The organism is Streptomyces sp. Ag109_O5-1, from assembly GCF_003814875.1.
In the GTDB taxonomy this organism is placed as follows: Bacteria; Actinomycetota; Actinomycetes; order Streptomycetales; family Streptomycetaceae; genus Streptomyces; species Streptomyces sasae.
Genome location: NZ_RKQF01000001.1, coordinates 6,407,403 through 6,430,082 on the forward strand (window position 1 = coordinate 6,407,403; position 22,680 = coordinate 6,430,082).

Below are 22,680 nucleotides of genomic sequence, written 5' to 3' on the forward strand. Positions count from 1 at the left end.
TCGGCCCGTTCACCGAGCCACCTCCTGCTTCCGTGCGATTCCCAGAAACGCCTCTTCCAGCGAGGCCGACCGCACGTCGAGGCCGTGCAGCTCCACCCGGGCCGCATCGGCCCAGACCAGCAGTGCGGTGGTTGTGCGCTGCAACTCCCGCGTCCGCAGGCGTATGACGTCCCCGTCCGTCTCGTGTCCGCACACCCCCAGTCGGCCCAGCGGTGGCAGGTCGCCGAGGAAGTAGCCGCGGGGCAGCCGGAAGGAGATCCGCGAGGGCTGGGCGGCGGTCACCTCGGCCGGTGTTCCGGTCGCCGCGATATGGCCCTCGTGCAGGATCGCCAGCCGGTCGGCGAGGTCCTCGGCCTCCTCCAGATAATGCGTGGTGAGGAGGACGGTCGTCCCGGCGTCGCGCAGTGCGCGCACCAACTCCCAGGTGGCCCGGCGGCCTTCGGCGTCGAGCCCGGTCGTCGGCTCGTCCAGGAACAGCACCTCGGGCCGCCCGAGGAGCGCGAGCGCCAGGTCGAGGCGGCGCCGTTCACCGCCGGAGAGCTGCTTGACCCGTACGTCCGCCTTGCCGCCGAGCCCCACCAGCCCCAGGGCCTCCGCCTCGGGCCGGGCTTCCGTCGTACAGCCGGCCCACATCCGGGTGGTCTCGCCGACGGTCAGTTCGGACGGGAAGCCGCCCTCCTGGAGCATCACGCCGGTGCGCGGCCGTACGGCGGCCCGCTCTCGGTGCGGATCGTGTCCCAGCACCCGCACCCGGCCCCCGCTCGGCGGTGCGAGCCCTTCCAGCAGTTCGACCGTGGACGTCTTTCCGGCGCCGTTGGTGCCCAGCAGGGCGAAGATCTCCGCGCGGGCCACGGAGAAGGTGATTCCGCGGACCGCCTCGAACCCGCCCCCGTAGACACGCCGGAGATCCGTGACCTCAATCACGTGTTCGTGTTCGCTGTCTTCCATGAGATCAGCGTCTCCGCGGCCGGGCCTCCGGAGCAGTGCGCGGTGTCATCGCTCGCCATGACAAATGTCAGAGCGTGCCGTGGCACACGAAAAAACCCCAGTCATTGACTGGGGTTTCTCCTGTGAGCTGGAGCGGACGACGAGGCTCGAACTCGCGACCTCAACCTTGGCAAGGTTGCGCTCTACCAACTGAGCTACGTCCGCACTGCTCCCGACCGGCTCCCACCGATCGGTGCGAACACCAGCCTACCTGATCCACAAGCATGCTCAGGACGGCGGTGCAGAGCGGGTGACAGGAATTGCACACTGCGCCTTCCCCCTGGAAGGGGGATGTTCTGCTACTGAACTACACCCGCATGTACTCCGTGGGTTTCGGCTTTTCGGCCTGCGCCCCTCGGCGTGCTCCAGACATTAGCTGATCAGCAGGGGGGTAGCGCAAGTCGGCTGCCCTCAGGGGGTCCTGACGGCTCCTGAGGGCACCCGGAGCACTCGGCCTCGGCCTCGGTCACTGCGCGGCGCTGAACGCCTCGTACACCTTCTTCGGGATACGACCGCGGGCCGGGACGTCCATCTTGTTCGCCTGCGCCCAGGCGCGGACGGCCGCCGGGTCGGGGGCGACCTCCGTCTGCTTGTACGCCTTGCCCGACCTCGACCGCTTGCGGCCGGCCACCACGTACGGCTCCAGCGCCCTGCGCAGTTTCTTGGCGTTGGCTTGATTCAGGTCGATCTCGTACGACTTGCCGTCGAGTCCGAAGGCGATCGTTTCCGCCGCTTCCGAGCCGTCGATGTCGTCAAAGAGAGTGACCACGACCTTCTGCGCCACGAATATCGGTCCCTTCGTGTGGCACGTCTATACAGCTCATCGGCGATGACCGCGATGGCGGAGATGACGTGCCGAGTATCGGCTATTGCCAATTCATTTGTACAGTGCCTGGCAATACAAAGTGAAGCCCGACTAAATCCGTCCGCGTGTCACCAGCGCAATAGATGTCACGGGCGAACCCGGGGAACTTTCCCAGAACTTTTCGTGAGGATCCGTCTACGTCACCCGATCGTGATGCGGCTCACGTAGTTTCCTACAACTCTACCCGCGTAGAAATTTTGTGCGGGTAGTCTGAAGGCACCGGTCGGAGACACCGACGGGTACCTGCACAGCAGCCAGCACCACAACACCGGGAGTGCCAGTGGCACGCGTCGTAGTCGACGTCATGCTCAAGCCGGAGATCCTCGACCCCCAGGGCCAGGCGGTCCAGCGTGCGCTGCCGCGCCTGGGTTTCGAGGGCATCTCCGACGTACGTCAGGGAAAGCGATTCGAACTTGAAGTTGACGGGCCGGTCGACGAGGCCGCGCTCGCCCGCATCCACGATCTCGCGGAATCCTTCCTCGCCAACACCGTGATCGAGGACTTCACCGTCAAGGTGGAGGAAGTCGCGGAGGCCGCGAAGTGACCGCTCGTATTGGCGTCGTCACTTTCCCGGGAAGTCTGGACGACCGGGACACCCAGCGTGCGATCCGCCTCGCGGGTGCCGAACCGGTCGCCCTCTGGCACAAGGACAAGGACCTCCACCAGGTCGACGCGGTGGTCCTTCCGGGCGGTTTCTCCTATGGCGACTATCTGCGGGCCGGCGCCATCTCCCGCTTCTCGCCCGTGATGGAGACGGTCATCGAACAGGCGAAGGCCGGTCTTCCGGTCCTCGGTATCTGCAACGGCTTCCAGGTCCTCACCGAGGCGCATCTGCTGCCCGGCGGGATGCTCGGCAACGACCACCTCCACTTCATCTGCCGCGACCAGAAGCTGCGGGTGGAGAACGCGGGGACGGCCTGGACCGGCGACTACCGCGAGGGCCAGGAGATCCACATCCCGCTGAAGAACATGGACGGCCGGTACGTCGCCGACTCGTACACGCTCGACAAGCTGGAGGCCGAGGGCCGGGTGGTCTTCCGCTACCTGGACTTCAACCCGAACGGCTCGCTCCGCGACATCGCCGGCATCACCAACGAGGCAGGCAACGTCGTGGGCCTCATGCCGCACCCGGAGCACGCCGTGGAGCCGCTGATCGGCACCGGCCGCACCGACGGCCTCCCCTTCTTCACCTCGATCCTCAAGAAGCTGGTGGGCGCATGAGCCGGACGCCTCTGGACACGGTCGAGCACGCGGCCGCGACCCCCGACGTCGAGCTGCCCTGGGCCGAACTCGGTCTGAAGAAGGACGAGTACGAGCGCGTGGTGGAGATCCTCGGCCGCCGCCCGACCGGCGCCGAGCTCGCCATGTACTCGGTCATGTGGTCCGAGCACTGCTCGTACAAGTCCTCCAAGGTCCACCTCCGCCAGTTCGGCGAGAAGGCCCCGCAGAGCGACGCGATGCTCGTCGGCATCGGCGAGAACGCCGGTGTCGTCGACGTCGGCCAGGGCTACGCGGTGACCTTCAAGGTCGAGTCGCACAATCATCCGTCGTACGTGGAGCCGTATCAGGGCGCCGCGACCGGTGTCGGCGGCATCGTCCGCGACATCATCGCGATGGGCGCGCGGCCGGTGGCCGTGGTGGACCCGCTGCGCTTCGGCGCGGCCGACCACCCCGACACCAAGCGCGTCCTGCCGGGTGTCGTCGCCGGCATCGGCGGCTACGGCAACTGCCTGGGCCTGCCGAACATCGGCGGCGAGGTGGTCTTCGACGCCTGCTACCAGGGCAACCCGCTGGTCAACGCCGGTGCCATCGGCGTGATGCGGCACGAGGACATCCACCTCGCCAAGGCCTCCGGCGCGGGCAACCAGGTCATCCTGTACGGCGCTCGTACGGGTGGCGACGGCATCGGCGGCGCGTCCATCCTCGCCTCCGAGACCTTCGACGACGCCAAGCCGTCGAAGCGCCCTGCGGTCCAGGTCGGCGACCCCTTCCAGGAGAAGCTCCTCATCGAGTGCACCCTGGAGGCGTTCAGCGAGAAGCTGGTCGTCGGTATCCAGGACCTCGGCGCGGCCGGTCTGTCCTGCGCCACGTCCGAGCTGGCCTCGAACGGCTCCGGCGGTATGACGGTCACCCTGGACGACGTCCCGCTCCGCGACTCCACGCTCTCGCCCGAGGAAATCCTCATGAGCGAGTCGCAGGAACGCATGTGCGCGGTGGTCGAGCCGGCGAAGGTCGCCCGCTTCCTGGAGATCTGCGAGAAGTGGGACGTCATCGCCACCGTCATCGGCGAGGTGACCGACGGCGACCGTCTGGAGATCTTCTGGCACGGCGAGAAGATCGTCGACGTCGACCCGCGCACGGTCGCGCACGACGGCCCGGTCTACGAGCGTCCCTACGCCCGCCCGTCCTGGCAGGACGAGCTCCAGGCGGACGACGCGAACAAGCTGCCGCGGCCGGCGACCGGTGCGGAGCTGAAGGACCAGGTCCTCAAGCTGGTCGGTTCCCCCAACCAGGCCTCCAAGAAGTGGATCACGTCGCAGTACGACCACTTCGTGCAGGGCAACACGGTGCTGGCGCAGCCCGAGGACTCGGGCATGATCCGCGTCGACGAGGAGACCGGCCTCGGTGTCGCCATCGCGACGGACGGCAACGGCCGCTACGCCAAGCTGGACCCGTACACGGGCGCGCAGCTGGCGCTGGCCGAGGCCTACCGCAACGTGGCGACGACGGGTGCCAAGCCGCTCGCCGTCTCCGACTGCCTGAACTTCGGTTCGCCGGAGGACCCGGCGGTGATGTGGCAGTTCGCCGAGGCCGTGCGCGGTCTGGCGGACGGCTGCCTGCAGCTGGGCACCCCGGTGACCGGCGGCAATGTCTCGCTCTACAACCAGACCGGCGAGGTGGCGATCCACCCGACCCCGGTGGTCGCGGTCCTCGGTGTGATCGACGATGTCGCGCGCCGTACGCCGGTCGCCTTCCAGGAGGACGGTCAGCTGATCTACCTCCTCGGCGACACCCGTGAGGAGTTCGGCGGCTCGGCCTGGTCGCAGGTCGTCCACGACCACCTCGGCGGCCTGCCCCCGAAGGTGGACCTGGAGCGCGAGCGGCTGCTGGCCGAGATCCTGATCTCCGCCTCCCGCGACGGCATGATCGACTCGGCGCACGACCTGTCCGACGGCGGTCTGATCCAGGCGGTCGTGGAGTCGGCGCTGCTCGGCGGCAAGGGCGCGCGTCTGGTCGTACCGGACGGGCTGGACGCCTTCACCTTCCTCCTCTCCGAGTCGGCCGGCCGCGCGATCGTGGCCGTCCCGCGCTCCGAGGAGGTCCGCTTCAACGACATGTGCGGCGCCCGGGGCCTGCCCGTCACCCGCATCGGTGTCGTGGACGGCGACGCGATCGACGTCCAGGGCGAGTTCGCCCTCAGCCTGGCGGAACTCCGCGAGGCCCACGAGGCGACGATCCCGGCGCTGCTGGCGTAGCACCGGACCCGAACGACGACGAAGCCCCTCGCCCGCCCGGGCGGGGGGCTTCTCGGCTCAGCGGCCCGTTTCCCGGATGCGTTCGCGGGCGGCTGCGCGGTCGATGCCGAGCTCTGCCAGAAGGTCCGCCGCGGGATCCGGGCGCTCGCAGTCGAGCAGGGCCAGCAGCAGGTGCTCGGGTGCGATGCGCCGGCTGCGGGCCTTCCGTGTCTCGGCCAGGGCGCGGGGGAAGACGGCACGGGCACCCGAGGTGAAGGGGGTTCGCTTGCGGGAGGCCGGAACCGGCGGCCGTTCCACTCCCCGGACGTCGATGCCCACCACGGCCAGCGCGGACCGGTCGAGGGCGTCGAGAGCGGCCCGCGCGGTCGTGAGGTCGGTGCCGAGGGCCCGGACCGAGCCGGGCTCGTGGAGCACTCCCAGCAGGAGGTGCTCGGTACCGATGCGGCGGTCGCCGCGCAGTGAGGCCTCGTCCACCGCGGATGCGACGGCCGTACGGGCGCCTGCTGCGAAATGTTCAAACATGGTCGTCTCACTTCCCGTGTTTGGCGTGCACGGACTGCCGGGACACGCCGAGGGCATCACCGATCTGTTCCCAGGACCATCCCTGTTCCCTGGCGCGCGCGACCGCTGCCGCTTCGACCTGCTCGGCCAGTCGGTGCAGGGCACCCACGGCCCGCAGCCCCACCGAGGGGTCGTGCGACCGGAGGCGTGCGGAGAGATCTCCCGTTTCCATATCTGTCAGTCTGGGCTGACAGACCTCTGCTTGTCAATCCAGACTGACAACAGCTTCGGCTGCCGGTACCGCTCGCGCTGCAGCCGCGCCGCTGAATAGGCTCGCCCCCATGCCCCCGGCCAAGAAACGCCCCAGGACGTACGACCCCGCGAAGACCCGCGCCGCGGTCCTCGCCCAGTTCGGCCACGTGCGGGAGGCCGTCGCGGGCCTCACCCCCGAGCAGCTCGCGCTCCCCACCCGGCTCGGCGACTGGACCGTGCGGGACCTCGTCGCCCACATCGGCATGGCGGTCACCGCCGTCCACCGGGCCCTGGACCAGCCCGAGCCGGCGAAGGCCGACGCGGTACTGCTCGACTGGCCGTCCGGGACCTCCGGCAACTCCGCCGCCATCGCCGACTTCACCCGGCGCCTCGCGGCCGGCCACCCCGACCTCGACGCCTACCTCACCGATGCCGACGGCAGCCTCCGCGCCCTGCTCGACGCGCACCCCGGCACCCGGCTGCTCGCCACCAGCGCCGGCGCGATGTCCCTCGACGACTACCTCGTCACCCGTACCGTCGAGCTGGTCGTCCACACCGACGACCTCGCCGCGGCCGTCCCGGGACTCGGCATCCCCCACGACCGGCAGGCCCTGGCCGCCTGCACCCGGCTGCTCGCCGACGCGCTCGCCGTCAAGGCCCCCGGCGGCTCCACCGAGGTGCGGGTACCGCCGTACGCCGTGGTGCAGTGCGTCGAAGGGCCCCGGCACACCCGGGGCACCCCGCCGAACGTCGTGGAGACCGATCCGCTGACCTGGATCCGGCTGGCCACCGGGCGGACGCGGTGGAAGGAGGCCGTGGCGGACGCCAAGGTCAGTGCGAGCGGGGAGCGGGCGGACATCGGGCCCTACCTGCCCCTCATGAGCTGAGGGAACCGATCACCCTGTGCGTTCCGTCGAATCGGCATGTACGGGTTGAAACAGCGCATGCAGCGTATGACCCTGACCATGGCGGCGGCCGCCGTGCTCGTCCCGCTCACGGTGGCCTGCGGCAGTGAGAGAGGCGGTGCCTCCGTGGGGACCCAGCCACCGGTCACCGGGATCGACTGGACCGTCGACAGCGTGACCGTCGACGGCACCACCCATCCCGCCCCGGCGCGCGCCCATCTGACGATCGAGGACGGCAGGGCCGCCGGCAACCTCGGGTGCAACCAGTTCAGTGCCACGGCACAGGTCACGGACGACCACGTCCGGCTGAGTCACGCCCGCACCACGCGGATGGCCTGCGACAACGCGCGGATGACCTTCGAGCGGGCTCTCGCCCGGACGCTCACCTCGGGGCCGCTGACCATGAAGACCGAGGGGGAGAAACTCACCCTCACCGCCGTCGGCGGCGACCGGGTGCAGTTGTCCAGGAAGTGACCGCCGGGCCCCCGCCGGCCCCCCGAATGATGTGCGACACCTCACTCAGAGATACGGTGTGAGGGGGTTGCGTCGGCACCGGTCCGCACGAACAGAGTTCGCCTGGAGGATCCTCTCACCGCTTTGACCAGCGGAAATGGAGAAAGCCACAATCGCGTCCACGGTCGTAGATCCTTTACGGCCGGGCATCCCCAATTCGGACCAGTGGTCGATCTCGCCTACACTCGGTGTCGTGCCACGTGGTGACGGTCTCCTCAATCACGATCTGCTCCCCGGTGAGAAGGGCCCCCAGGACGCTTGCGGCGTCTTCGGTGTCTGGGCTCCCGGTGAAGAGGTCGCCAAGCTCACGTACTTCGGGCTGTACGCCCTCCAGCATCGGGGCCAGGAATCCGCGGGTATCGCGGTCAGCAACGGCTCCCAGATCCTCGTCTTCAAGGACATGGGGCTTGTCTCCCAGGTCTTCGACGAGACCTCGCTCGGTTCGCTCCAGGGTCATATCGCGGTCGGTCACGCCCGCTACTCGACCACCGGCGCCTCCGTGTGGGAGAACGCCCAGCCGACGTTCCGCGCCACCGCGCACGGCTCGATCGCGCTCGGCCACAACGGCAACCTGGTCAACACGGCGCAGCTCGCCGAGATGGTCGCCGAACTCCCCAAGGACCACAACGGCCGGTCCACCCGGGTCGCGGCCACCAACGACACCGACCTGCTCACCGCGCTGCTCGCGGCCCAGGTCGACGAGGACGGCAAGCCGCTGACCATCGAGGAGGCCGCCCACGCGGTCCTCCCGAAGGTCCGGGGCGCCTTCTCGCTCGTCTTCATGGACGAGCACACCCTCTACGCCGCCCGCGACCCGCAGGGCATCCGCCCGCTGGTCCTCGGCCGCCTGGAGCGCGGCTGGGTCGTCGCCTCGGAGTCCGCCGCGCTCGACATCTGCGGCGCCAGCTATGTGCGCGAGATCGAGCCGGGCGAGTTCGTCGCCATCGACGAGAACGGCCTGCGCACCTCGCGGTTCGCGGACGCGAAGCCCAAGGGCTGTGTCTTCGAGTACGTGTACCTGGCCCGCCCCGACACCGACATCGCCGGGCGGAACGTCTACCTCTCCCGGGTGGAGATGGGCCGCAAGCTCGCCAAGGAAGCCCCGGTCGACGCCGACCTGGTGATAGCGACCCCGGAATCCGGCACCCCCGCCGCCATCGGTTACGCGGAGGCCTCCGGCATCCCCTTCGGCGCCGGTCTGGTCAAGAACGCGTATGTCGGCCGGACCTTCATCCAGCCCTCGCAGACCATCCGGCAGCTCGGCATCCGTCTGAAGCTGAACCCGCTGAAGGAAGTCATCAAGGGCAAGCGCCTGGTCGTCGTCGACGACTCGATCGTGCGCGGCAACACCCAGCGCGCGCTCGTGCGGATGCTGCGGGAGGCGGGCGCGGCGGAGGTCCACATCCGGATCTCCTCTCCCCCGGTGAAGTGGCCCTGCTTCTTCGGCATCGACTTCGCCACCCGCGCCGAGCTGATCGCCAACGGCATGACGATCGAGGAGATCGGCACCTCGCTCGGCGCCGACTCCCTGGCGTACATCTCCATCGACGGCATGATCGAGGCGACCACCATCGCCAAGCCGAACCTGTGCCGCGCCTGCTTCGACGGCGAGTACCCGATGGAGCTCCCGGACCCCGAGCTGCTCGGCAAGCAGCTCCTGGAGACCGAGCTGGCCGCCGGTCCGGCAGCCACGGCCGCGGCCGACGCGATCCGTCGCCCGTAAGCCCCGTCATCAACCCGAAAGATCCCAGGCAATGTCTGAGAGCCAGTCCGGTGCTTCCTACGCGGCTGCCGGTGTCGACATCGAGGCGGGCGACCGCGCCGTAGAGCTGATGAAGGAGTGGGTGAAGAAGACGCAGCGCCCCGAGGTCCTCGGCGGCCTCGGCGGCTTCGCCGGCCTCTTCGACGCCTCCGCCCTCAAGAACTACGAGCGCCCGCTGCTCGCCTCCGCGACCGACGGCGTGGGCACCAAGGTGGACATCGCCCGGCAGCTCGGCGTGTACGACACCATCGGCCACGACCTCGTCGCCATGGTCATGGACGACATCGTGGTGTGCGGCGCCGAGCCGCTGTTCATGACCGACTACATCTGCGTCGGCAAGGTCCACCCCGAGCGGGTCGCCGCGATCGTCAAGGGCATCGCCGAGGGCTGTGTGCTGGCCGGCTGCGCCCTGGTGGGCGGCGAGACCGCCGAGCACCCCGGCCTGCTGGGCGCGGACGACTTCGACGTCGCCGGCGCCGGTACGGGCGTTGTGGAGGCCGACCGGCTGCTCGGCGCGGATCGCATCCGTACGGGTGACGCGGTGATCGCCATGGCGTCCTCCGGGCTTCACTCGAACGGGTACTCCCTGGTCCGGCACGTCCTGCTGAACCAGGCCGGCCTCGCGCTGGACGCCCACATCGAGGAACTCGGCCGCACCCTCGGCGAGGAGCTCCTCGAACCGACCAAGATCTACTCGCTGGACTGTCTGGCCCTGATGCGCACCGCCGAGGTGCACGCCTTCAGCCATGTGACCGGCGGCGGACTCGCGGCGAACCTGGCCCGGGTGATCCCGGACCACCTGCACGCGATCGTCGACCGCGCCACCTGGACCCCGGGCGCGATCTTCGACCTGGTCGGCCGCACCGGCGACGTCGAGCGGCTGGAACTGGAGAAGACGCTCAACATGGGCGTCGGCATGATCGCGATCGTCCCGCAGGAATCGGTCGATGTGGCGCTCACCACACTGGCCGACCGCGGGGTCGAGGCATGGGTCGCCGGCGAGATCACCGAACGGGGCGAGCACACCACCGGTGCCGCCCTGATCGGGGACTACGCCGCCTGACAGGCAGCCTGACGGCCAGCACAAAACCCGGTCCGGCTATGGAACCCCGGACCGGGTAAGTGAAACGGCTAAGCAGCCGTCGGCGTCAAGCACCGCGACGATGCTGGGAGTGCGGACCGGACTGGTCGTCCTCGTCCTCGTCCTCATCGTCGTCGTTATAGAGATCCGCGTACTGGGCGTACGGGTCGTCGTCCTCGTCCTCATCGTCCTCGAACGGCTCGCCGTTCGGCGGCTGGCTCGAAGTCGATGCGCCCAGCTCGCTGGCCAGACGTGACAGGTCAGTCCCACCGCTGTTGTACTTCAGCTGGCGGGCGACCTTCGTCTGCTTGGCCTTGGCCCGGCCGCGCCCCATGGCTCGACCCCCTCGGTGACGGGGCTCGACGGCCCCAGAGTCTGACACGCGTTCATGATCCGGAACGGACTCTCCTCGGAGAGACCGGTCCGTAGGGCTTCCACGGTACCTGAGCCCGCGCCCATACGGTACGTCGCCCGCACCACGCGCCTGACTCCATGACCCGCGAGGCGCCCTGTCCTCGCTGGTCAACCACGATTTTAACCACTTCCTGGCGGGCGACCCGCCGACGAACGTGAGAGTTCTCTCCAACTGCCCGCCGGCGGGTACCGAAAATGTGTCCGGAAACCCGGCGATCGATCAGCAGCCGCCCGCCGTTGCGGCTTCGTGCATCCGCTGTTCGGCGATCCGGTCGGCCGCCGCGGCCGGCGGAATCCCGTCATCCTTCGCACGTGCGAAGATGGCGAGCGTGGTGTCGAAGATCTTCGCCGCCTTCGCCTTGCACCGCTCGAAGTCGAACCCGTGCAGTTCGTCGGCGACCTGGATCACCCCGCCGGCGTTCACCACGTAGTCCGGCGCGTAGAGGATCCCACGGTCGGCGAGGTCCTTCTCGACGCCCGGGTGGGCGAGCTGGTTGTTGGCAGCGCCGCACACCACCTGGGCGGTCAGCACCGGCACGGACGCGTCGTTCAGGGCGCCGCCGAGCGCGCAGGGTGCGTAGATGTCCAGACCCTCCACGCGGATCAGGGCGTCGGTGTCGGCGACGGCCCGCACGGAGGGGTGCTTGTCGGCGATGCGCCGGACGGCTTCCTGCCGTACGTCCGTGATCACGACCTCGGCGCCCTCGTCCAGCAGGTGCTCCACCAGGTGGTGGCCGACCTTGCCGACACCCGCGATGCCGACGGTGCGGCCGCGCAGCGAGGGGTCGCCCCACAGGTGCTGGGCGCTGGCGCGCATGCCCTGGTAGACGCCGAACGCGGTGAGCACGGAGGAGTCGCCGGCGCCGCCGTGCTCCGGGGAGCGGCCGGTGGTCCAGCGGCACTCGCGGGCCACGACGTCCATGTCGGCGACATAGGTGCCGACGTCGCAGGCGGTGACGTACCGGCCGCCGAGCGAGGCCACGAACCGCCCGTAGGCGAGCAGCAGCTCCTCGGTCTTGTCCCGGTCCGGGTCCCCGATGATCACGGCCTTGCCGCCGCCGTGGTCGAGTCCGGCCATGGCGTTCTTGTACGACATCCCGCGCGCGAGGTTGAGGGCGTCGGCGACGGCCTCCTCCTCCGTGGCGTACGGGTAGAAGCGGGTGCCGCCGAGGGCGGGGCCCAGGGCGGTGGAGTGGATGGCGATGACGGCCTTCAGGCCGCTCTTGCGGTCCTGGCAGAGCACGACCTGCTCGTGACCGCCCTGGTCCGAGTGGAACAGGGTGTGCAGGACGCCGGTGGAAACGTCGGTCACTGTGGTGACTCCCGGTTGTGTCGCGTGTGTTGCGGCGGGTGGCTGCGGCGGGGCTCCCGTAAGGGTGGCGGGGGCCGTGGCATGAGCGTAGAGCCCCGGCCCACAGACCATCCGCGCAGTGTTCAGGATCACTCTCCCGTGCCGTGTGCGCACGTATGAGCGTGGGACGATTTGCTGTGGTTTTCGCGGCCGGCCCCGGCTGGCTCAGTGGTGGGTTCCGCTGGTTTCGAGCCCGGCCCGATGGGGAGGGAGCAGGCGTGCCCAAGGTGTCCTCGGTGGTCGTCCCCTATGCGACGTACCTGCGTGTGTACGAGCCGCTGGCCGCCTTCCCGGAGCCCGAGCGCGACCACTGGACGCGCTACGCCCGCCGTCCGGGCCGGCCCTCGTACCAGGACGAACTCCGCCGTTCCCTGGCCGACTTGCTGCCCACCCCGCCGATCCCGGTGCCGGTGAAGGAGAGCGGCGACGCCTTCGTCCTGGAGGTCGACGGTGTCGTGTGCGTCTGCCCCTGGCGGACCCGGCTGCGTGGCTGGCAGGCCCTCCAGGAGCTGTCCGAGGAGCTGCCGAAGACGGTCCTGGACGCGATGCTGCCCCCGGTGGTCCGGCGCCAGGCCACGGTGGACTACGAGCGCTGGCTGGTCCGCAACCCCGACTCGCGGCCCTGGATCCGTACGGCGACCTGGCAGGTGCCGCTGAACTGGTTCGTGCTGGTCTCCGACGCGGAGCGCCGGTACGAGAAGGGCACCGGCGAGATCCCGCCGATGCTGCGCTACCGCACGCCGATGGTGCAGGCCCGGCGCCGGGTGGCCCGGGCGCTGCGCACGCTCAGGGACACCATCGAGGAAGGGCCGCTGACCGACGGTCTGACGGACGTCGGCCGCTGGCTGGAGGAGTTCCACCCGCGCTCGCTGGTCGAGCTGGACTACGGCGGCCTGGTGCACGCGGTGCCGGCCGGCGATCTGGAGGACGACCATTCGGCGGCCGATGTGGCGGCCGGTATCGAGGCGTTGCGCCAGGGCGACGGGGCCGCGGCCGGGGAGGCGTACGGGCGGCTGGTGGAGCGGTGGCGGGCGGTGCGGGACCGCCGGTCCGCGAATTGAGTACCGGTCTGAGCACGGATGCCGAGTGATCCGTATGAATGGCTGGGTTGTCTGGCCGCGGTTGCGGTCGGATGACACCTGAGTGACGTGTGGGCGGTGAGTGATGTACGTCACGGCCCAGATGCTACGAAACAACGTACGTTGACGGCACTTCAGGGAACGCACGGGACGTAGGTCCTGATCCGGGCTTTTATTCCAAGGGTGACGGATCGCACTTACACGGCTCTTGCGTCCCTTGCCACCCCTCATGCCAAAATAGGACAAGGAGTCCGGGGAGGTCTCCTTCCGTCCAAGTGTGGTGCACTGTGGGCGGATTCTCCGCATTACGTGCTTTGGGGGGTCTGGTGACTCCTGATCGTCCTGTGACTGATCGTCACAGTGGCGTGACTGTCCGCTATGGCATGGTCCATCGGCTTCCGCGGCTGATGACTACCTGGGAGGGCAATTCCATCGGTTTGGCCGACGCGGCTGGACAGATGGTGTAGTTGTAGTGCCGAGGACAAGCCGTTCGTCCTATAACCGACTCGACTCGCGTCCACCATTTCGGGCAACGCGGGTCAAGGTGCAGAATTTAGAGGAAAGAACCGAGAAGGTTCGGTTCTCCCGAGGAGGCCGCTCATGACCGCTCGCACCCCTGATGCCGAGCCGCTGCTGACCCCGGCTGAGGTCGCCACCATGTTCCGTGTCGACCCCAAGACGGTCACGCGGTGGGCGAAGGCCGGCAAGCTCACGTCCATTCGTACGCTCGGCGGACACCGCCGTTACCGCGAGGCTGAGGTCCGCGCCCTGCTCGCGGGTATCCCGCAGCAGCGCAGCGAGGCCTGACCAACTGAATAGCGGGCAAACCGACCGTTCCCCCAACTGGTCGGGGCGCCCGAAACCCTAGCTCCGAGCGACGCGGGACCTGCCCCAACGGGACCCACGCCCAGGCCGACCAAGAACTTCTCAGGCAAGCGATACAGGGTGCGTCGTAGATCGCGCTGGACTCCGCCGGGTCCAGCGCGATCTTTTTTGTGCGCCCATGGGCGTCCGTGGGGCCTCGGCCGACCGTAACCGGCGGCTCTGTGAGCGGCCTTGTCGGAGCCTGGGGACGGCTGTCGGATCTGCTGTGCGAGCACCCGGAGGGAGTCGGGACAGTGTCCTCAGGGTGGTGCAATTGCACATATTAAATTGACCAGTTGTAGGACAGGGGTAAGAACCCCTGAATCAGAAACTCATGCGGTGACACCCGTCACATACCGCACGGGTTGTTTGTACTGCCCCGGGTGCGCTAGAGGAGTCGTGCGAGGAACCGCACCCTTCACCGCCCCACGGGGGAACGGCCGTTGGGGCCGGCGACGGTCACACACCGACGGGGCCCTCCTCCTCCACGGCGTCCGCGGGGACCTCCGTGGTGTGCGGAGCGGAGGCCATGGCGAGCCGCAGGAGCTGATGGCAGACCGGGCAGTGACGGGTCAGATGTCGGTACGACGAGGCGGCCGCCAGATGGGCCCTCAGCAACGCCCGCGTCTCGTGCCGCACCGAAGCCGCCATACGCCACCTCCAGGAGAGGGCCGAGGGGAAGCGGGCCCTGTCTTCTGGGTACCGAGCGAATGTGACGCCGTCAATGGCGCGGGCCCTTTCCCGGCCGCCCTCTTCTGGCCGCGATGCCCTGCCGCCCTGGCTTTCCGCCCGCCGCGACGGTGCTCGGCCGCGACGACGGTTCTCGGCGGTGCCGGACCGGCCGCGACCGGTGGATTCGGCACCGTCGGCATGCGCCGTCGTGGTGGCCCGCCGCCGCGGCGGAGGAGAGAGAGGTCTCGGGTACGCAAAAGGCCCGCGTCCCTTGACGGGACGCGGGCCTCAGCCTTCATGCGGTCCTGACGGGATTTGAACCCGCGGCCTCCACCTTGACAGGGTGGCGAGCACTCCAAACTGCTCCACAGGACCAGGTTTCGCGGCACTTTGACTGCGCTGTGCTGCGAGAAGGACTGTACAGGAGGGTGAGGGTGCCGGTCGAACTCACCCAGCGTGCCCGTCCGGTTACGGGGCTGCCGTGTCGATCGCCTTCACGATCCGCTTGTCGGAGACCGGGTACGCCGTGCCCAGTGCGTGCGCGAAGTAGCTGACCCGGAGCTCCTCCAGCATCCAGCGGATGTCCAGCACCTGCTGCGGCACCGGCCGGCCCTTGGGGAGCTGCTCCAGGAGCCAGGCGTACTCGTCCTGCATCTCGTGGACCTTCTCCATGCGGGTGGTGTCCCGCTGGACGTTCGTCGGCATCTGCTGCAGCCGGCGGTCCGCGGCGACCAGATAGCGCATCAGGTCGGGCAGCCGTCGTATACCGGCCCACGTCACGAAGCCCGGCTTCACAAGGGCGTCCAGCTGCTTGCGCACGTCCGTCAGGTTCGCCAGCAGCACGGGGCTCCGTACGCCCTTCAGGCGGCGCTCACAGGCCTGCCAGGCGGCCAGGACCTGCTGCACCTGCGTGACCGTACGGACCGTCGTGTCGACGATCTCGGCGCGCACCTTGTCGTACAGCTTCCGGTACGACTCCTCGTCCCACACCGGCCCCCCGAAGTCGGCGATCAGCTTGTCCGCCGCGGCCATCGCGCAGTCGTCGAAGAGGGCCTGGATCGAGCCGTGCGGGTTGGCGGAGAGCGCGAGCTTCTGGGCGTTGGTCAGCTTCTCCGACGCGAACTTCGCCGGGTTCACCGGGATGTTGCGCAGGATGAGCCGGCGCATGCCCTTCCACATCGCCGCGGCCTGCTCCTCCTCCGTGTCGAAGAGGCGTACCGAGACCGTGTCGCCGTCGTCGACGAGGGCGGGGTACGCCTTGACCGGCTGCCCGGCCCGGCGGGTCTCGAAGACGCGGGTGAGCGTGCCGATCGTCCAGTCCGTGAGGCCCTTGCGCTCCAGGGACTCGCCGCCCTGGCGCTCCGCGGTGGCCGCGGCGGCCTGGGAGAGGGCCTGGCGCGCCTTCGGCTTCAGACGGAGCTTCAGCGCCTCCAGGTCCTTGTCCTCGGCCAGCTTCCGGCGCCGCTCGTCGACGATCCTGAACGTGATCTTGAGGTGGTCCGGGACCCTCGCCCAGTCGAAGTCCTCGGCCTCGAAGGGGACGCCGACCATCCGCTTCAGCTCACGTGCCATGGTCGTCGTAAGAGGCTCCTGCAGGGGCACCGCCCGCTCCAGGAAGGCTTTCGCGTAGTTCGGCGCGGGGACGTAGTGGCGGCGGACGGGCTTGGGGAGGGTGCGGATCAGCTCCGTGACCACCTCTTCCCGCAGGCCCGGGATCTGCCAGTCGAAGCCCTCGTCCTCGACCTGGTTGAGGACCTGGAGCGGGATGTGCACGGTCACACCGTCCGCGTCCGCGCCCGGCTCGAACTGGTAGGTGACCCGGAACTTCAGCTGCCCCTGCCGCCAGCTGTCCGGATAGTCGGCCTTGGTGACCGCCTCCGCCGACTCCCGGATCAGCATCGCGCGCTCGAAGTCGAGGAACTCCGGCTGCTCGTGCCGCTTGTGCTTCCACCAGGAGTCGAAGTGGGCCCCGGAGACGACGTGTTCGGGCACCCGCTGGTCGTAGAAGTCGAAGAGCGTGTCGTCGTCGACGACGATGTCCCGGCGCCGCGCCCGGTGCTCCAACTCCTCGACCTCGTTGAGGAGCCGGCGGTTGTCGGCGAAGAACTTGTGGTGGGTGCGCCAGTCGCCCTCGACCAGTGCGTTGCGAATGAAAAGCTCGCGGCTGACCTCGGGGTCGATCCGGCCGTAGTTGACCTTCCGGTCGGCGACGATCGGTACGCCGTACAGCGTGACCTTCTCGAAGGCCATCACGGCCGCCTGGTCCTTCTCCCAGTGCGGTTCGCTGTACGTCCGCTTCAGGAGGTGCCCGGCGAGGGGTTCCACCCACTCCGGCTCGATCTTCGCGTTGACCCGGGCCCAGAGTCTGCTGGTCTCCACCAGCTCGGCCGACATCACGAACCGGGGGGTCTTCTTGAACAGCGCCGAGCCCGGGAAGATGGCGAACTTCGCGTTGCGCGCGCCCAGGTACTCGTTCTTCGCGCCGTCCTTCACGTCCTTCATGCCGATGTGGGACAGGAGTCCGGCGAGAAGGGAGACGTGCACGCGGTCGCCCGGGGCGTCCTCCTCGTTGAGGTGGATGCCCATCTGCTTGGCGACCGTGCGCAGCTGCGAGTAGATGTCCTGCCACTCGCGGATGCGCAGGAAGTTCAGGTACTCCTGCTTGCACATCCGCCGGAAGGAGCTGGAGCCGCGCTCGCGCTGCTGCTCGCGGACGTACCTCCACAGGTTGAGGTAGGCGAGGAAGTCGCTGGTTTCGTCGCGGAAGCGGGCGTGCTGCTGGTCGGCCTGGGTCTGCTTGTCGGCCGGGCGTTCGCGCGGGTCCTGGATGGAGAGCGCGGCGGCGATGACCATGACCTCGCGGACACAGCCGTTCTTGTCGGCCTCCAGGACCATGCGCGCGAGCCGGGGGTCGACCGGCAGCTGGGCCAGCTTGCGGCCGCTGTCGGTGAGCCGTTTCCGGACATCCTTCTCGTCCGGGTTGAGCGCGCCCAGTTCCTGGAGCAGCTGCACACCGTCGCGGATGTTGCGGTGGTCCGGCGGGTCGATGAAGGGGAACTTCTCGATGTCGCCGAGGCCCGCCGCGGTCATCTGCAGGATGACGGAGGCAAGGTTGGTGCGCAGGATCTCGGCGTCCGTGAACTCCGGCCGGCCGAGGAAGTCCTCCTCGTCGTACAGCCGGATGCAGATGCCGTCGGACGTACGGCCGCAGCGGCCCTTGCGCTGGTTGGCGCTGGCCTGGGAAATCGGCTCGATGGGCAGCCGCTGCACCTTGGTGCGGTGGCTGTAGCGGCTGATCCGGGCGAAGCCGGGGTCGATGACGTACTTGATGCCGGGGACGGTGAGGGAGGTCTCGGCGACGTTGGTCGCCAGAACGATCCTGCGCCCGGTGTGCGGCTGGAAGACCCGGTGCTGCTCGGCGTGCGAGAGCCGGGCGTACAGCGGCAGGACCTCGGTGAACCGGTACTTCTTCTTCTCCAGCGCGTCCGCCGTGTCGCGGATCTCCCGCTCTCCCGAGAGGAAGACGAGGATGTCGCCCCGCCCCTCGCCCTGGAGCTCCTCCACGGCGTCGCAGATGGCGGTGATCTGGTCCCGGTCGGCGTCCTCGGAGTCCTCTTCGAGGAGGGGGCGGTAGCGCACCTCCACGGGGTACGTCCGGCCGCTGACCTCGACGATCGGGGCGTCGCCGAAGTGCCGGGAGAACCGCTCGGGGTCGATGGTCGCGGAGGTGATCACGACCTTCAGGTCCGGGCGCTTCGGCAGCAGCTGGGCCAGATAGCCCAGCAGGAAGTCGATGTTGAGGGACCGCTCGTGGGCCTCGTCGATGATGATCGTGTCGTAGGCGCGCAGCTCGCGGTCGGTCTGGATCTCGGCGAGCAGGATGCCGTCCGTCATCAGCTTGATGAAGGTCGCGTCCGGGTTCACCTGGTCGGTGAAGCGGACCTTCCAGCCGACGGACTCGCCGAGCGGCGTCCGCAGCTCCTCCGCCACCCGCTCGGCGACGGTACGGGCGGCGATCCGGCGGGGCTGGGTGTGCCCGATCATGCCGCGCACCCCCCGCCCGAGCTCCAGACAGATCTTGGGGATCTGGGTGGTCTTGCCGGAGCCGGTCTCACCGGCCACGATCACGACCTGGTGATCGCGTATCGCCTCCGCGATCTCGGCCTTCTTCTGGCTGACGGGCAGCTGCTCGGGGTACGACACGGCGGGCACGACGGCACGCCGGCCGGCCATCCGTTCCTCGGCCCTGGTCATCTCGGCCTCGATCTCGGCGAGGACGGCGGCGCGGGCTTCCGGCTTACGGATCTTGCGCGCGCCTTCCAGCCTGCGCCCGAGCCGGTGCGCGTCGCGCAGTGAGAGCTCGGTCAGGCGGGGGGCGAGGGCGCCGAGGGCGGGGGCGGGATGCGTAGACATACGCGGTCCAGGATCTCACCTCGGGGAAATTCGTGGCGAACGCTTTTGCCTCCGGCGGTTCGGCCGGGGTTGGCCTACTGGTTCCGCTGGGCGGGAGGGGTGGTGGAGGGAGCGGAGGTGGCGGAGGCGGCGGAGGTGGTCGCCGGGTGGGTGGCGGCAGGTGCCTGACGGGTGGCGGCGGCCGAGGACGCGATCGACTTCGCCGTGTTGGACACGGCCTTGATCCCCAGGTAGGCGGTGGTCATGCTGCTCACGGCGGTGAACGCCGCGGTGAGGACGCCGACGATCACCGACCTGTCACCGCCGAGCCGCCAGACGCCGAAGGCCGCTACGCCGGCGATGGCGAGGTTGCTGACGACGACGGCGAGCAGGCCGTAGCGCGCCCGGGTCTTCTCCAGCTGTATGTCCTCACCGACTCTGTCCTGGTCCTCGCTCATCGTCCCCGCCCGCCTCCGGTCCGTATTGAGGTCTGTATCGATGTTCGTGCCGACGTCTGGTCGACGACGCAGAACGTAGCGTCGCGCTGCCCCGCCGCCAAGCCGATGCCGGGTCGAGGGGTCAGCCCGCCGGGTAGACGCCGTAGTCGCCGAGGAGGTCGGCGGTGATGTCCACCGGGCTGGAACCGGCGTTGTAGAGGTCGATCTCGCTGTCGGTGCCGACCTTGACCAGCGAGCGGCCGGCCGCGGTGTGTCCCTTGGCGAAACTCAGGGAGTAGACGCCGGGGCGCGGAGTGCCGTCGGGGTAGGCGACGAGGTAGCCGCTGCCGGACGGGGCGGCCACCGTGAGGTCGAGGTCGGCGGCGGTGACCCCGGTCGCGGGGACGCCGTGGGCGCCGGTGACCTTGAGCTTGAGGGTGGCGTGGCCGGCGAGTCGGGCGACCTTTCCGGTGCCGGTTCCGGTGCGGGTGTCGAGAATGCGGGCGGGGGTGACCGGCAGGAACTCCGAGCCGCCCGTGGCGGTGCCGTACCAGCCGGCGAGGTCCGCCACGAGGTCCGCCGACGCCTTGCTGTCGTTGTGCAGGACGACCTTGCCGTCGTACACGGGGATCACGACCTGAGTGGTGGCGGTCTGGCCGGTGGTCCAGTAGGGGCCGCTCACGACGGAGTCGTTGGTGCTGTGCGTGGCGACGGTGAGGTCGCCGGACGCCTTGGTGGTGGTCGCCGTGACGTTGAGGACCACCGCGTCCGCACCCGCCGGGACGCCGTGGGTGCCGCCGACGGCCAGGGTGACCGAGTGGCCGCCGGCGACCGGGCTCCGCACGCCGCCGGTGCCGGTGCGGGTGTCGAGCAGACGGACCGGTGTGACCGGGTGGTAGGTGTCGGCGTACTGGGCGTGGGACTGGAGGCCGACGGTGGCGACGTCGACCGTCACCGCGCCGGAGCTGCCGTTGTAGACGTCGACCGAACCGGTCGGGGTGACCTTCACCGTTGTCTCGGCGGTGGCCGTACGGCCCGGCTCGAAGGTGATGGCGGCGGTGTTCGGGCGGGTGGTGCCGTGGGTGTAGAGGGTGAGTGCGCCGTTCGCCCTGGCGCCCCTGGTGACGAGCTGGAGCTGGGCCGCGTCCACGCCGTCCGAGTCGGCCCGCAGCGTGGCCGCCGAGAGCTTCAGGACACCGTGCGCGGCGATCGTCTTCTCGGTGTCGTGCTGCGGGGTCATCGCGACGAAGGTGTCGGCGGCGTGGAAGGTCGTCCTGGCGGTGGTGGTCCGGCCGAGCAGGTCGGTCTGCGTCAGGGTGGCGGTGTAGGTGCCGGGGGCCGGGTACTGGTGCCGCACCTGCTGGGTGCCGGTGGGCAGGGCCAGACTCTGATCGCTGCCGTCACCGAAGGCCAGGGTCAGGTCGTGGATCTCCCACGGGGCGGACGACGGCGGAACGGCGAACACCGCGAGCCCTGCCGCGATCTGCCCGGCGGAGGCGGTGTCCGCGGTGCCGGACAGCGATACGTTCGGTGCCTCGGCCGTCCCCGCCACGACCTGCGCGGTTTGACGGGCCGAGGAGACGCCTTCGGTGTCCGTCACGGTGGTCTTCGCCTGGTACGAACCCGAGGAGGCGTAGGTGTGGCCGATCGGCTCGCCCGCAGGGGCGGTGACGGGGGCGGTGCCGTCGCCGAAGTCGACGGAGTACGTGAGCGGCTCGCCCCAGCGGCTGATGAAGTCATCGGTCCGCACCGAGGTGCTCAGCGGCGCCAGTCCCGTCCTCGGTGACAGGCCGCCGCCGTCGGTCGGAATGGCGATGGTGTCCTGGCGCTCGAAGGCGCCCCGGTCGCGATGGGCCGCCGTGCCGGGACCCGCGTCGTCCACCAGCGGGTCGTCGACGCCTGGGGCGCCCGCGGCATCCGTGGTGAGTTCGCCGGGAGCGTCGGAGTCCGCCGAGTCGATGAGCGGGGAGTGCTCGGGCGGCGCCTCAAGCCTCGCGCCGACACCGTCGATGTCGTGCGCGCCCTGTCCGGTCGCGTTCTGAAGCGCGGCAGCCGTGGCGTAGGAGGTCCCCGCCCAGAGGTATTCGGTACGCCGGGGGGTCGTGCCTCCCACGGTGTCCGCCGCCACGTTGTAGTCGTCGGTGACCTGTCCCGCCGAGTCGTCCGACACCGTGTACAGAGGGGTGGTGGGCGCCGGGCACGTGCTGCTGTGGAGCAGCTTCGGGGCGGCGACCACGTTGTTCTCGACCGCGCCGGAACTCCCGCCGGCCAGCGATATCCCGGGGGCGCACGGCGAGGCGAGTGAGTTGCTCGTGACAGCCATGCCGGCTGTTCCCGTCGCCGTGATCCCGCCCAGCCGCGGGTTGTCGATCACGTTGGTCGTCACCGTCACCCGGACCGCGCCCTGCGCCGTCCGTACGCCGTACGCGTATCCGCTGCCGATCGTGTTCCGTTCCACGGTCACGTCCGAGGACGTGCCGTCCACGGTGATCGCGGTTCCCGTGCCGCCGTCGCTCGGCGCGGACGAGCGTCCGAAGGTCAGCCCGTCGAGGGTGATGTGATCGGATCCCGCCGACACCAGCGCATCGGTGGCGTCGTACTGGAAGATCAGCGACTGGACCCGGACGTCGTGGACGCCCTTGAGGGTCAGCGTCGGCGCGGAGCCGGATGTGGTGAGCTCTGCCCACGTGGTGGTCCCGCTGGGCGCCCCTGTGAAGGTGATCGGCGCGTCGCTGGTCCCCGACCGCGTGAGAGTCACCGCTTCCCGGTATGGGTGGGCGTCCGGCGACATGATCCGAACCATGTCTCCAGGCTCCGCCACGTCCGCCGCGGCCTGCACGGTGCAGAAGGGCAGGCTCTGCGTCCCCGTCCCCGTGTCGCTGCACGCGACGTCATGGTTCACGTACAGCGTTCCGTCGGCCCCGGGGGCCGCCGCCGCCGTGCCGCTCCCCCAGTCGCTCATCGCCCCCACCGCGACGATCACGGCGAGGGACAGTCCTACGGCGGGACGGGATCTGCGCACGAGGTCTCCACGGGAGCGTTCGCGGGTTTGGTCACGAGAACGCCGGAGGGGGACGATTCGGCTCAGCGTTGTCATGCAGTCGTCACGTCATGATCGCAGCCCGACTC

19 protein-coding genes and 3 tRNA genes are annotated in these 22,680 nt (G+C 69.4%); 9 read left to right on the forward strand and 13 right to left on the reverse strand.

Going from position 1 to position 22,680, the window contains the following annotated elements:
* Positions 1-9: 9 nt before the first annotated feature.
* The 4 genes from EDD90_RS28965 to EDD90_RS28980 form a co-directional block, all read right to left on the reverse strand.
* A complete protein-coding gene (locus EDD90_RS28965) occupies positions 10-948 on the reverse strand; it encodes an ABC transporter ATP-binding protein (RefSeq protein WP_123975891.1) in 939 nt (312 codons plus the stop codon).
* Between the two features lie 128 nt (positions 949-1,076).
* Positions 1,077-1,152, reverse strand: a tRNA-Gly gene (locus tag EDD90_RS28970).
* 80 nt (positions 1,153-1,232) lie between these two features.
* Positions 1,233-1,304, reverse strand: a tRNA-Gly gene (locus EDD90_RS28975).
* 149 nt (positions 1,305-1,453) lie between these two features.
* Positions 1,454-1,771, reverse strand: a complete 318-nt coding sequence (locus tag EDD90_RS28980) for an Lsr2 family protein (protein WP_123975892.1) — start codon at positions 1,769-1,771, stop codon at positions 1,454-1,456.
* Between the two features lie 361 nt (positions 1,772-2,132).
* On the opposite strand from EDD90_RS28980, the gene purS reads away from it, so the two are divergent.
* From purS to purL, 3 genes are read left to right on the forward strand one after another with little or no spacing between them, the layout of a single operon-like run.
* The gene (purS, locus tag EDD90_RS28985) at positions 2,133-2,396 is read left to right on the forward strand and encodes a phosphoribosylformylglycinamidine synthase subunit PurS (protein WP_015659417.1); all 264 of its coding nucleotides are present in this window, start codon (positions 2,133-2,135) and stop codon (positions 2,394-2,396) included.
* On the forward strand, positions 2,393-3,073 hold the full coding sequence (gene purQ / locus EDD90_RS28990) for a phosphoribosylformylglycinamidine synthase subunit PurQ (protein WP_123975893.1): 681 nt from the start codon (positions 2,393-2,395) through the stop codon (positions 3,071-3,073). The genes purS and purQ overlap by 4 nt, the downstream gene beginning before the upstream one ends.
* Entirely contained in the window at positions 3,070-5,328 is a 2,259-nt protein-coding gene (gene purL, locus EDD90_RS28995; protein WP_123975894.1) for a phosphoribosylformylglycinamidine synthase subunit PurL, read from the forward strand. The genes purQ and purL overlap by 4 nt, the downstream gene beginning before the upstream one ends.
* Positions 5,329-5,385: 57 nt before the next feature.
* Here the strand turns inward: purL and EDD90_RS29000 are convergent, their stop codons facing one another.
* Both EDD90_RS29000 and EDD90_RS29005 read right to left on the reverse strand, forming a co-directional pair.
* Complete coding sequence (locus tag EDD90_RS29000; RefSeq protein WP_123975895.1) at positions 5,386-5,850, reverse strand: Clp protease N-terminal domain-containing protein; 465 nt, start codon at positions 5,848-5,850, stop codon at positions 5,386-5,388.
* A gap of 7 nt (positions 5,851-5,857) precedes the next feature.
* A complete protein-coding gene (locus tag EDD90_RS29005; RefSeq protein ID WP_123975896.1) occupies positions 5,858-6,061 on the reverse strand; it encodes a helix-turn-helix domain-containing protein in 204 nt (67 codons plus the stop codon).
* 109 nt (positions 6,062-6,170) lie between these two features.
* Between EDD90_RS29005 and EDD90_RS29010 the strand changes: the two genes are divergently transcribed.
* From EDD90_RS29010 to purM, 4 genes are all read left to right on the forward strand, one after another.
* The gene (locus tag EDD90_RS29010; RefSeq protein ID WP_123975897.1) at positions 6,171-6,968 is read left to right on the forward strand and encodes a maleylpyruvate isomerase family mycothiol-dependent enzyme; all 798 of its coding nucleotides are present in this window, start codon (positions 6,171-6,173) and stop codon (positions 6,966-6,968) included.
* A 57-nt stretch (positions 6,969-7,025) separates the two neighbouring features.
* A complete protein-coding gene (locus EDD90_RS29015; protein WP_260328144.1) occupies positions 7,026-7,460 on the forward strand; it encodes an META domain-containing protein in 435 nt (144 codons plus the stop codon).
* A gap of 232 nt (positions 7,461-7,692) precedes the next feature.
* Entirely contained in the window at positions 7,693-9,222 is a 1,530-nt protein-coding gene (gene purF, locus EDD90_RS29020) for an amidophosphoribosyltransferase (RefSeq protein WP_123975899.1), read from the forward strand.
* 31 nt (positions 9,223-9,253) lie between these two features.
* On the forward strand, positions 9,254-10,324 hold the full coding sequence (gene purM / locus EDD90_RS29025; protein WP_123975900.1) for a phosphoribosylformylglycinamidine cyclo-ligase: 1,071 nt from the start codon (positions 9,254-9,256) through the stop codon (positions 10,322-10,324).
* 85 nt (positions 10,325-10,409) lie between these two features.
* On the opposite strand, the gene EDD90_RS29030 is transcribed toward purM, so the two are convergent.
* A complete protein-coding gene (locus EDD90_RS29030; RefSeq protein WP_123975901.1) occupies positions 10,410-10,676 on the reverse strand; it encodes a DUF3073 domain-containing protein in 267 nt (88 codons plus the stop codon).
* A gap of 300 nt (positions 10,677-10,976) precedes the next feature.
* Positions 10,977-12,068 (reverse strand): Glu/Leu/Phe/Val dehydrogenase dimerization domain-containing protein, encoded by a 1,092-nt coding sequence (locus tag EDD90_RS29035; RefSeq protein WP_123975902.1) that lies wholly within the window; start codon positions 12,066-12,068, stop codon positions 10,977-10,979.
* Between the two features lie 257 nt (positions 12,069-12,325).
* Here EDD90_RS29035 and EDD90_RS29040 point away from each other — a divergent pair, with 257 nt between their 5' ends.
* Together EDD90_RS29040 and bldC are read left to right on the forward strand one after the other, a co-directional pair.
* Positions 12,326-13,168 carry a hypothetical protein gene (locus tag EDD90_RS29040; protein ID WP_123975903.1) on the forward strand — a complete coding sequence of 281 codons (843 nt, stop codon included), beginning with the start codon at positions 12,326-12,328 and terminating at the stop codon, positions 13,166-13,168.
* A gap of 618 nt (positions 13,169-13,786) precedes the next feature.
* Entirely contained in the window at positions 13,787-13,993 is a 207-nt protein-coding gene (gene bldC / locus EDD90_RS29045; protein ID WP_003949541.1) for a developmental transcriptional regulator BldC, read from the forward strand.
* Positions 13,994-14,509: 516 nt separating this feature from the next.
* Here bldC and EDD90_RS29050 read toward each other — a convergent pair.
* The 5 genes from EDD90_RS29050 to EDD90_RS29075 form a co-directional block, all read right to left on the reverse strand.
* Positions 14,510-14,701, reverse strand: a complete 192-nt coding sequence (locus EDD90_RS29050) for a DUF6274 family protein (protein ID WP_123975904.1) — start codon at positions 14,699-14,701, stop codon at positions 14,510-14,512.
* 321 nt (positions 14,702-15,022) lie between these two features.
* A tRNA-Asp gene (locus tag EDD90_RS29055) sits at positions 15,023-15,097 on the reverse strand.
* A 93-nt stretch (positions 15,098-15,190) separates the two neighbouring features.
* The gene (gene hrpA / locus EDD90_RS29060; protein WP_123975905.1) at positions 15,191-19,135 is read right to left on the reverse strand and encodes an ATP-dependent RNA helicase HrpA; all 3,945 of its coding nucleotides are present in this window, start codon (positions 19,133-19,135) and stop codon (positions 15,191-15,193) included.
* A 74-nt stretch (positions 19,136-19,209) separates the two neighbouring features.
* Positions 19,210-19,572 carry a hypothetical protein gene (locus EDD90_RS29070; RefSeq protein ID WP_260328145.1) on the reverse strand — a complete coding sequence of 121 codons (363 nt, stop codon included), beginning with the start codon at positions 19,570-19,572 and terminating at the stop codon, positions 19,210-19,212.
* A gap of 121 nt (positions 19,573-19,693) precedes the next feature.
* On the reverse strand, positions 19,694-22,573 hold the full coding sequence (locus EDD90_RS29075; protein WP_123975906.1) for a PKD domain-containing protein: 2,880 nt from the start codon (positions 22,571-22,573) through the stop codon (positions 19,694-19,696).
* Positions 22,574-22,680 lie beyond the last annotated feature (107 nt).

Bases quoted from the DNA above. Each gene is read 5' to 3' on its own strand.
- hrpA (WP_123975905.1), bottom strand. From the start codon at position 19,135: ATGTCTACGCATCCCGCCCCCGCCCTCGGCGCCCTCGCCCCCCGCCTG.
- EDD90_RS29050 (WP_123975904.1), bottom strand. From the start codon at position 14,701: ATGGCGGCTTCGGTGCGGCACGAGACGCGGGCGTTGCTGAGGGCCCAT.
- EDD90_RS29010 (WP_123975897.1), top strand. From the start codon at position 6,171: ATGCCCCCGGCCAAGAAACGCCCCAGGACGTACGACCCCGCGAAGACC.
- EDD90_RS28965 (WP_123975891.1), bottom strand. From the start codon at position 948: ATGGAAGACAGCGAACACGAACACGTGATTGAGGTCACGGATCTCCGG.
- EDD90_RS29005 (WP_123975896.1), bottom strand. From the start codon at position 6,061: ATGGAAACGGGAGATCTCTCCGCACGCCTCCGGTCGCACGACCCCTCG.
- EDD90_RS29000 (WP_123975895.1), bottom strand. From the start codon at position 5,850: ATGTTTGAACATTTCGCAGCAGGCGCCCGTACGGCCGTCGCATCCGCG.
- purL (WP_123975894.1), top strand. From the start codon at position 3,070: ATGAGCCGGACGCCTCTGGACACGGTCGAGCACGCGGCCGCGACCCCC.
- EDD90_RS29070 (WP_260328145.1), bottom strand. From the start codon at position 19,572: ATGAGCGAGGACCAGGACAGAGTCGGTGAGGACATACAGCTGGAGAAG.
- EDD90_RS29015 (WP_260328144.1), top strand. From the start codon at position 7,026: ATGCAGCGTATGACCCTGACCATGGCGGCGGCCGCCGTGCTCGTCCCG.
- EDD90_RS29030 (WP_123975901.1), bottom strand. From the start codon at position 10,676: ATGGGGCGCGGCCGGGCCAAGGCCAAGCAGACGAAGGTCGCCCGCCAG.
- purM (WP_123975900.1), top strand. From the start codon at position 9,254: ATGTCTGAGAGCCAGTCCGGTGCTTCCTACGCGGCTGCCGGTGTCGAC.
- bldC (WP_003949541.1), top strand. From the start codon at position 13,787: ATGACCGCTCGCACCCCTGATGCCGAGCCGCTGCTGACCCCGGCTGAG.